This window comes from Mesorhizobium sp. M2A.F.Ca.ET.042.01.1.1, assembly GCF_003997405.1.
Lineage (GTDB): Bacteria > Pseudomonadota > Alphaproteobacteria > Rhizobiales > Rhizobiaceae > Mesorhizobium.
This window is the reverse complement of record NZ_RZRX01000262.1, coordinates 1-8,383: the sequence shown is the minus strand read 5'-3', so window position 1 is coordinate 8,383 and position 8,383 is coordinate 1. Positions and strand designations below refer to the sequence as shown.

Annotated in this window: 5 protein-coding genes and 1 pseudogene; 2 read left to right on the top strand and 4 right to left on the bottom strand. The window is 64.7% G+C overall.

Features of this window, described 5'->3' with window-relative positions; all coding sequences use genetic code 11:
• Window positions 1-259 precede the first annotated feature (259 nt).
• Window positions 260-2,581, bottom strand: a complete 2,322-nt coding sequence (locus EOA23_RS28375) for a PAS domain-containing sensor histidine kinase (protein ID WP_127306590.1) — start codon at window positions 2,579-2,581, stop codon at window positions 260-262.
• A gap of 300 nt (window positions 2,582-2,881) precedes the next feature.
• On the bottom strand, window positions 2,882-5,506 hold the full coding sequence (pepN, locus tag EOA23_RS28370; RefSeq protein ID WP_127306589.1) for an aminopeptidase N: 2,625 nt from the start codon (window positions 5,504-5,506) through the stop codon (window positions 2,882-2,884).
• A 202-nt stretch (window positions 5,507-5,708) separates the two neighbouring features.
• Between pepN and EOA23_RS28365 the strand changes: the two genes are divergently transcribed.
• Both EOA23_RS28365 and EOA23_RS28360 read left to right on the top strand, forming a co-directional pair.
• Complete coding sequence (locus EOA23_RS28365) at window positions 5,709-6,656, top strand: DMT family transporter (RefSeq protein ID WP_127306588.1); 948 nt, start codon at window positions 5,709-5,711, stop codon at window positions 6,654-6,656.
• Window positions 6,657-6,692: 36 nt separating this feature from the next.
• On the top strand, window positions 6,693-7,151 hold the full coding sequence (locus EOA23_RS28360; protein WP_127306587.1) for a hypothetical protein: 459 nt from the start codon (window positions 6,693-6,695) through the stop codon (window positions 7,149-7,151).
• On the opposite strand, the gene EOA23_RS28355 is transcribed toward EOA23_RS28360, so the two are convergent.
• Window positions 7,148-7,966 carry a helix-turn-helix transcriptional regulator gene (locus tag EOA23_RS28355; protein ID WP_127306586.1) on the bottom strand — a complete coding sequence of 273 codons (819 nt, stop codon included), beginning with the start codon at window positions 7,964-7,966 and terminating at the stop codon, window positions 7,148-7,150. The genes EOA23_RS28360 and EOA23_RS28355 overlap by 4 nt on opposite strands.
• Before the next feature lie 218 nt (window positions 7,967-8,184).
• A pseudogene (locus EOA23_RS28350) lies at window positions 8,185-8,383 on the bottom strand (uracil-DNA glycosylase); the annotation flags it as partial.

The following is an 8,383-nucleotide window of genomic DNA, read 5'->3' as shown; positions in this document are numbered from 1 at the left end:
GGTCTATAGACAGGCATCGAAAGGCGCCGAGGCAAGCCCGCCGTCGGCAGCCGTAAACGATCTAAACCCTACTGGCTCAGTTTAGCGGCCCGACAGTTCGTTGGGGTGGGTTCGACCAACCGCCGGGCCTAACCGGCGCGGGGGCAAGCCGGCTGAGCCAATCGTAATATTAGCAATTCTGCATTAAAACCCGGAGCGGACGTTTTCCCCCGTTTTGGGCAGCACAGCGGGCGCTGGTCCGCCGGTGAACCGCTCTGACCTAAGCCGCGACCTTCACAGCGGCCGGCGCCTTCTTCAGCGGAATGCGCACCGACACGATGGTGCCGACGCCTTCGGTCGAGCGGATCTTCAGCGCTCCGCCCTGCAGCTCGGCCAGCGAGCGCGAGATGGCGAGGCCAAGGCCTGAGCCGGTGTGGTTCTTGGAGAACTGGTTCTGCACCTGCTCGAACGGCCGCCCGAGCTTGCTCAGCGCATGCTTGGGGATGCCGCAGCCATTGTCCTCGATGGTGAGCAGCAGGGCGCCCGACGTGTTGCGTGCCCGGACCGTGATCTTGCCGCCCTGGCCGGTGAACTTCACTGCATTGGAGAGCAGGTTGATGGCGATCTGCTTGATCGCGCGGCGGTCGGCGTAGACCCGCATCGCATCGGCGATGCGCGTCTCGACATTGATCGACTTTTCCGCCGCCTGCAGCGAGATCACCCGCACCGTCTCCTTGATCAGCGGGCAGAGGTCGATCTCCTCGCGGTCGAGCGAGAACTGGCCGGCCTCGATCTTCGACATGTCGAGGATATCGTTGATGACGCCGAGCAGGTATTTGCCGCTGCCGTTGATGTCGGTCGCGTATTCCTCGTAGCGCTCGGAGCCAAGCGGCCCGAACAGGCCCTGCTGCATCAGCTCGGAGAAGCCGATGATGGCGTTGAGCGGCGTGCGCAGCTCATGCGACATGTTGGCGAGGAACTCCGATTTGGCGCGATTGGCCGCCTCGGCGCGCTCGGTCTCCTTCATATATTTGCGGTTGAGCTCGACCAACTCGCTGGAACGTTCCTCCTCGGCGCGGCGGGCGAGGCTGAGATCGTGGATCGTCGCCATCAGCCGGCGCTCGCTGTCGACCAGCTTCTCCTGATGCAGCTTGATCTGGGTGATGTCGGAGCCGACCGAGACGATGCCGCCGTCGCGGGTCCTAAGCTCGTTGACCTGCAGCCAGCGGCCGTCCGCAAGCTGGCGCTCCAGGGTGACGCCGCCATGCGGCCCGTTGGCGTTGGCGAGCCTGCGCTCCGAGGCGAAGGCCAGCATCCGCTCCTCGAGCGCATCGCGACCGACGCCCGGCACGACGTCGCGGTCCGAGAGCCCATTGTCCTTCTGGAACTTCGAGTTGCACATGATCAGCCGCTCGGAGGCATCCCACAGCACGAAGGATTCGTTGATGTTCTCGATCGCGGTCCTCAGCCGCATATCGGCCGCTTCCGAACGCAGCGCCAGATGCCGCTGCTCGGTGACGTCGACGGCGATGCCGATCAACTGGATCTCCGGCGCCTCCGGGTCGATCACCTGCGCGCGGGCCCGCATCCACACCCATTGGCCGTCGGCGTGGCGCATGCGGAAGACCTGGTCGATGTGGTCGATCTCGCGTTCGACGATGCGGTTGGCGAGCTCGAACAGGTCGCCGTCGTCCGGGTGGATAATCTCGTCGACCTCGCCGAAGGAGAGCATCGTATCGCAGGGTTCATAGCCCAGCATGTCATACATCGAGCGCGACCAGTACATCTTGCCGCGCACCATGTCCCAGTCCCACAGCCCGCAGCGGCCGCGCACCAGCGCCATGTCGATGCGCTGGTGCGCCTCGAGATAGATGCGGTCCGCCGCCTGGGCGCGCGCCGCCTGGCCGAAATAGGCGTAGAGGATGACGATCAGCACGCCCGCCGTCAGCACGAACAGCGTGACGTTGAGCGACATCGACTTGCGCCAGCTGTCGAACACCGCTTCCTGCGGCACCAGAACGGCGGTCGCGTGCCTGCGATCCCCGGTGAGGCTGACGGCGGCGAACCAGTCCTGTCCGGCGATCGAGACATCCATCACGCCGGCGCGGTCGCCGAACATGAACAGCGGCTGGCCGCCAAGGACCAGACTGTCCAGCGTGCGGCCCTGCCAGCCGGTCGACAGCGGCGAGACGGCGATGACCTTGAAGGCGCCGTCGGTGATGGCCAGCACATGGGCGCGGCTCATGGCGCCCTGGCGGCTGGTGCTTTCCAGCAGGCTGATGGCGTTGGCGCCCGCGGCGTTGGGGTCGGCGGTGATGGCCTGCGCCATCTGGCCGGCGGCTAAAGCCAGCACCGCCTTGGCGTCGCGCTCGATCTCGTCATGCTCGTTCATCAGCGACAGGAAGCGCAGCGCCGCGATGACGATGAGGAAAATAACAATCAGCGCCGGGATCGACCGGCGCAGAAACGGCTCGGCGGCCAACAGCCGCTGATAGGTGGGTTCGGCGATCAGGCGCGTATTGCCGGCAAGTCCATCGCCCCTTGCCTTGCGACGCGCAAAAGCCTTCCCTCCGGGCGCGCCCCACGCGTCCGCCTTGGCCATAAATGGCACTCCCCGATCTGCCGTATACTGGATGATCCGGATACGCCGCACGCCCGAATCGCCATTAAAGAATCAAACGTGATTCGCCTTGTCCAGAGGCGCGCGCGAAAAAGATTAAAAGTTGATTGAAATTGCGCCTTTTTCCCTTCTCCCCTTGTGGGAGAAGGTGGATCGGCGCGTTAGCGCCGAGACGGATGAGGGGTGTTCCAGCGGAATGAGACGCTGGTGGCATCTGGAGCACCCCTCATCCGTCGCCTTCGGCGACACCTTCTCCCGCAAGGGGAGAAGGGGGAGTCGGCGCTACGCCAGCGTCCGCTCCACAATATCCCGCAGATCCGCCGACAGGTTCTCTACCTTCGCCATATCGAGCAGCGCCTGCTTGGCCTTGGCCTGGCGTCCGGGCTCCAGCGAGCGCCAGGAGCGCAGCGCCGTCGCCAGCCGCGCCGCCACTTGCGGGTTGCGCTTCTCGACCTCCAGCACCGTCTCGGCGAACAGGCGATAGCCTTCGCCGTCGGGGCGGTGGAAGCCGGTCTGGTTGGCGCTGGAGAAGGTGCCGATCAGCGAACGTACGCGGTTCGGATTGGCGATCGAGAAGGCAGGGTGCTGCATCAGCGCGCGTACCTTGTCGACGGTCTGTGCGCCTGGCACGCCGGCCTGGATCTGGAACCATTTGTCGAGCACCAGCGCGTCGCCGCGATAGCGGGCCTCGAAGGCCGCCAGCGCCTGTTCGGCCTCGGCCGTGCCCGAATGGCGATGCGCCAGCACGGCCAGCGCCGCCACCAATATGACCGACCGCGCGGCGAGGGCGGCGCCTTCCGGCAGCAGCGAAAGATAATCGAGCAGGATGTTGCGGAGCGCCCTGCGCCCTGCGCTCGCCGCGTCCGGGCTGAACGGACCATTATCGGCGAGGCTGTCATAGAGAGCGGAGAAGGCATCGCGATTTGTCTCGGCGATGATGCGCGCCAGCGCCTCGCGCGCGGCGAAGATGGCGTCGGGGTCGATGCCTTTACCGATGTCGCGGGCGATGTCGGATTCGCCGGGGAGCGCCAGCGCCAGCGCCCGGTAGGCCGGCTCCAGCGCCTCGTCGCAAGCGACCCTGCCGGCAAGCTCGGCCAGCCGTGCCGCGAAGACCGGCTCCTTGCCGTCGAGGATCTGGCGGAAGGCGGCGATCAGCGCGTCGGTCAAAAGCGTGTTGAACGCCTGCCAGCGCGAGAAAGGGTCGCTGTCATGCGCCGCCAGGAAGAACTGGTCGTCCGCCTTCTGCTGCACCGAAAGCGTGATCGGTGCCGAGAAGCCGCGGTTAAGCGACACCGAAGGCCGCTCCGAAACGCCGGAGAAGCGCACCGTGTGCCGGCGCTTGCGGATATGGATGACGCCGTCATCCACCGTCGCGCCCTCGACGGCCGCCCAGGTGACAGGCTTGCCGTCGGCGCCGACAAATCCGAATGCAAGGGGGATATGCATCAGGCGCTTACGGCTCTCCGCCGGCGTCGGCGGCACCGACTGCTCGATCTCCAGGATGAATTCCCTGGCCGCCGCATTGTGCGTGGAGCTCACCGTCAGGTTCGGTGTGCCGGCCTGATGGTACCAGAGCGCGAATTGCGCCAGGTCGCGGCCCGAGACGTCCTCGAACACTTTGAGGAAATCCTCGATCGTCGCGGCCTGGCCGTCATGCCGTTCGAAATAGAGGTCCATGCCGGCACGGAAGAGCTCCGGCCCGAGGATGGTGCGGATCATGCGCACCACTTCCGAGCCCTTCTCGTAGACGGTCGCCGTGTAGAAATTGTTGATCTCGCGGTAGCGGCGCGGCCTGACCGGATGCGCCAGCGGCCCCTGGTCTTCCGGGAACTGGTGCGCGCGCAATGTGCGCACCTCGGCGATGCGCTTCACCGCCCGCGAGCGCTGGTCGGCGGAGAATTCGTGGTCGCGGTAAACCGTCAGCCCTTCCTTCAGGCAGAGCTGGAACCAGTCGCGGCAAGTGATTCTGTTGCCGGTCCAATTGTGGAAATATTCATGCGCGATGATCGCCTCGATATTGGCGAAGTCGGCATCCGTCGCGGTCTCCTCGTCGGCCAGCACATATTTGTCGTTGAAGACGTTGAGGCCCTTATTCTCCATCGCCCCCATGTTGAAGTCGGACACGGCGACGATGTTGAAGACGTCGAGGTCGTATTCGCGGCCGAAGGCGTCCTCGTCCCATTTCATCGAGCGCTTCAGCGCGTCCATCGCATAGCCGGCAAGCCGCTCCTTGCCGGGCTCGACATAGATGCCGAGCTCGACCTCCCGGCCGGACATCGTGGTGAAGCTGCCCGCCACCTTGCCGAGCGCGCCCGCCACCAGCGCGAAGAGGTAGGAGGGTTTGGGGAAGGGGTCGTGCCAGACCGCGTAGTGTCGGCCGTTGGCGAGCGCGCCGCGTTCGACGGGATTGCCGTTGGAAAGCAGCAGCGGCGCCTCGTTATGCGGGGCTTCGACGCGCACCGTGTAGACCGACAGGATATCGGGCCGGTCGAGGAAATAGGTGATGCGGCGAAAGCCCTCGGCCTCGCATTGCGTGCAATAGACGTTGTTGGAGCGATAGAGGCCCATCAGCGCCTCGTTGCGTGAAGGCGCGATCTCGGTCTCCAGGCGAAGCTCGAAGCACTGTGCCGCTGGTGGTTTCAGGATCGTCAGCCGGTCCGGCGTCGCCTCATAGTCGCCGGCAGCGAGCGCATGCCCGTCGATGGCCACGCCAAGCAGCGTCAGCGCGTCGCCGTCGAGCACAAGCGGCGCCGTCGGCGCGACGCCCTCGCGCCGTTCGATGGTGAGCAGCGCGGTGACATGGGTCGCGTCCGGCGACAGGCGGAAGTCGAGGCTGGTCCTCGGGATGAGATAGTCGCTGGGGCGATAGTCTTCGAGCTTGAAGACATGGCCGGTATCGGTGCGCATTCCTTGGGCTTTTCCTGTCGATTTCGGTCGGGAGCCAGCGTGGCCGGTCCAAGAATTTTGAGATGCGCGCTCTTTACACGAAACCGCCACGCGACAAAACCGCGGGATAGGGTGTGTTTCGCAATTCCGATTGCACACTTTTCCTGGAGTTGCTCTTAGGCTATTGGGCGGCTTCGTTTTCCGACCATTCTGACGAGGCAAGATGACCGTCGATCATGCCGTCGGCCACAGCACGCTGCGCGGCATCGCACTGAAGATCGTCTCGGTGACGGTTTTCGTTGGCATGCAGACCTGCATCAAGGCGGCCGGCGACGTGCCCGCCGGGCAGATCGTCTTCTTCCGCTCATTCTTCGCCATCTTCCCGATCATCGCCTTCCTTGCCTTCAAGGGCGAGCTCGCCACCGCCTTCACGACCAGGCGGCCGTTCAACCACATCGCGCGCGGCCTTGTCGGCGTCGGCGCCATGGGGCTTGGCTTCTTCGCGCTGACCAGATTGCCGCTCCCCGAGGCGATCACGCTGAACTACGCCCAGCCGCTGCTGGTCGTCGTGTTCTCCTCGATCTTCCTCGGCGAGACGATCCGCGTCTATCGCTGGAGCGCGGTCGTCGTCGGTCTTGCCGGCGTGCTGGTCATCTCCTGGCCCGAGCTGACGCTGCTCAATTCCGATCAAGGCCTCGACGACCAGGAGGTGCTGGGCGTCATGGCCGCGCTGATCGCCGCCGCGATTTCGGCGGTCGCCATGCTCCTGGTGCGCAATCTCGTGCAGACGGAGAAGACGGCGACCATCGTGCTGTGGTTCTCGTCCACGGCTTCAGTGTTGTCGCTCTTCACCCTGCCTTTCGGCTGGCAGGCGCTGACGCCGCTGCAGGCAGCACTGCTTGTCTTCGCCGGCTTCTGCGGCGGCCTCGGCCAGATCCTGATGACGGCGGCCTACCGCCACGCCGAAGCCTCGGTCGTGGCGCCGTTCGAATACACCTCGATGATCCTCGGCGTCGTCGTCGGCTATCTCGTCTTCGGCGACGTGACCTCGCCCAACACGCTGATCGGCGGCGTGATCGTGGTCGCCGCCGGCATCTTCATCATCTGGCGGGAGCGGCAATTGGGTTTGGAGCGTACCCGCACCAGGACAGCCGCGCCGCCGCAGGGGTGATCGAGATCGTCGGTGTATCAGGCTGAGGAATTGAAAATGAACGACAAAGAGCGACCTTACGTCCTTCACACCAATCGCGAACTGGAGATGATGCTTGCCCGAGCCAAACCGATGGCTGTGTTTGCTCACGAGAAAGTGGATGGCTTTGAGAAATCCGACGCACTGGCCAATCAGGACTTCGCGCCACACGTCGCCGCCGGGACCCTTTCGGAGCATGTGAGGACCAGAACGATTTCCCTGCCAAGCGGTACCGCGGTGGATATCGACTACTGGTTCTACACGCTCAAGGGCGAGGAATGGCGGGTCGAAGCATATTGGCTGCTTATCGATTTCCTCCACCACAGGGGTTGGTGCCCGCAATTCGAATGGCTGCAGGGAAAGCTGCTTGGGTACACCGATCAGGAGAATAGCCATCATCTTTTGCGGACCTATCCGGCAGACCTGTGGGTTGCCGAGATTTGCAAGTCGCAGGATGCCGGATCGGCCGAAGCTTAGCTGCTCGTCGCATTGGCCCGCTCTTTCGCCAGCCGCACCAGCACCGCGCGCGTCTGCTCATCGGCCGGGAAAAAGGATTCGATCGCCAGTTCCGACAGCGTGACGTCCAGCGGCGTGCCGAACACGGTGATCGTGCTGATGAAGGAAAGCACCTGATCGCCATGCGCGAGCCTGAGCGGATGCACGATACCGCTCGGCTCGACCGGAGCCGGACGGCTGCTCTTCAGGCCGGACGGATAGGCGCGGAGCTCGCGCTCCAGTTCGATCAGCACCGGATCGCCGGTCGCGTCGCTCAGGTGCTTCAGCCGTTCGAGCAGATGCGCGCGCCATTCCGCCAGATTGACGATGCGAGGCGCCACGCCACCGGGATGCAGGCTCAGCCTCAGCACATTGACCGGCGGCGCAAGCAGCGACTGTTCGGAAATATCGGCGAGGAATGGGGCGATCGCCGCATTGGCGGAAACAAGGTTCCAGTGCCGGTCCACCGCCAGCGCCGGAAAGGGTTCGTGGCCCTTGAGCACGGTCTCGACCGCGGCCATCGCCGGCGCCAGCGTTGCGTCGCTGAGCGACCTCTCGCTGAAGCTCGGCGCGAAGCCTGCCGCGAGCAGCAGCTGGTTGCGTTGGCGCAGCGGGATCGACAGCTGCTCGGCCAGATGCAGCACCATCTCGCGCGAGGGCTGGGCGCGGCCGCTCTCGACGAAGGAGAGATGCCGCTGCGAGATATCGGCTTCCATGGCAAGGTCGAGCTGGCTCATGCGCCGCCGCGTGCGCCACTCGCGGATCAGGCTGCCGGCGGAGGGTTCGGATGTGGTCATGGGGAGCAGGACTAGGGCGGAGGGGGAGGGATTTCAATTACCTGGGAGGTTAAGCTCCTCCTTCCCCCCTTGTGGGGGAAGGTGGCCTCGCGAAGCGAGGTCGGATGAGGGGTGCTCCAGGGAAAGCCAGCGTCTCACTCCGCTGGAACACCCCTCATCCGTCTCGGCGCTGCGCGCCGATCCACCTTCTCCCACAAGAGGAGAAGGAAAGGTCGCGCTTATCCCAACACCTTGAGCTTCGCCTTTACCTCGAGAAAATCCCGCCAGGCCAGCTTCTTGTGCGCCGGCGTCCGCAACAGATAGGCCGGGTGCAGCGTCGGCATCGCCGGAATGGCAATCCCGGAAGCCGTCGTGTGCACCTGCCAGTTGCCGCGCAGGCGCAGGATGCCTTCGGTCGTGTTGAGCAGCGTCTTGGCC

Bases quoted from the DNA above. Each gene is read 5' to 3' on its own strand.
- EOA23_RS28375 (WP_127306590.1), bottom strand. From the start codon at position 2,581: ATGGCCAAGGCGGACGCGTGGGGCGCGCCCGGAGGGAAGGCTTTTGCG.
- pepN (WP_127306589.1), bottom strand. From the start codon at position 5,506: ATGCGCACCGATACCGGCCATGTCTTCAAGCTCGAAGACTATCGCCCC.
- EOA23_RS28365 (WP_127306588.1), top strand. From the start codon at position 5,709: ATGACCGTCGATCATGCCGTCGGCCACAGCACGCTGCGCGGCATCGCA.
- EOA23_RS28360 (WP_127306587.1), top strand. From the start codon at position 6,693: ATGAACGACAAAGAGCGACCTTACGTCCTTCACACCAATCGCGAACTG.
- EOA23_RS28355 (WP_127306586.1), bottom strand. From the start codon at position 7,966: ATGACCACATCCGAACCCTCCGCCGGCAGCCTGATCCGCGAGTGGCGC.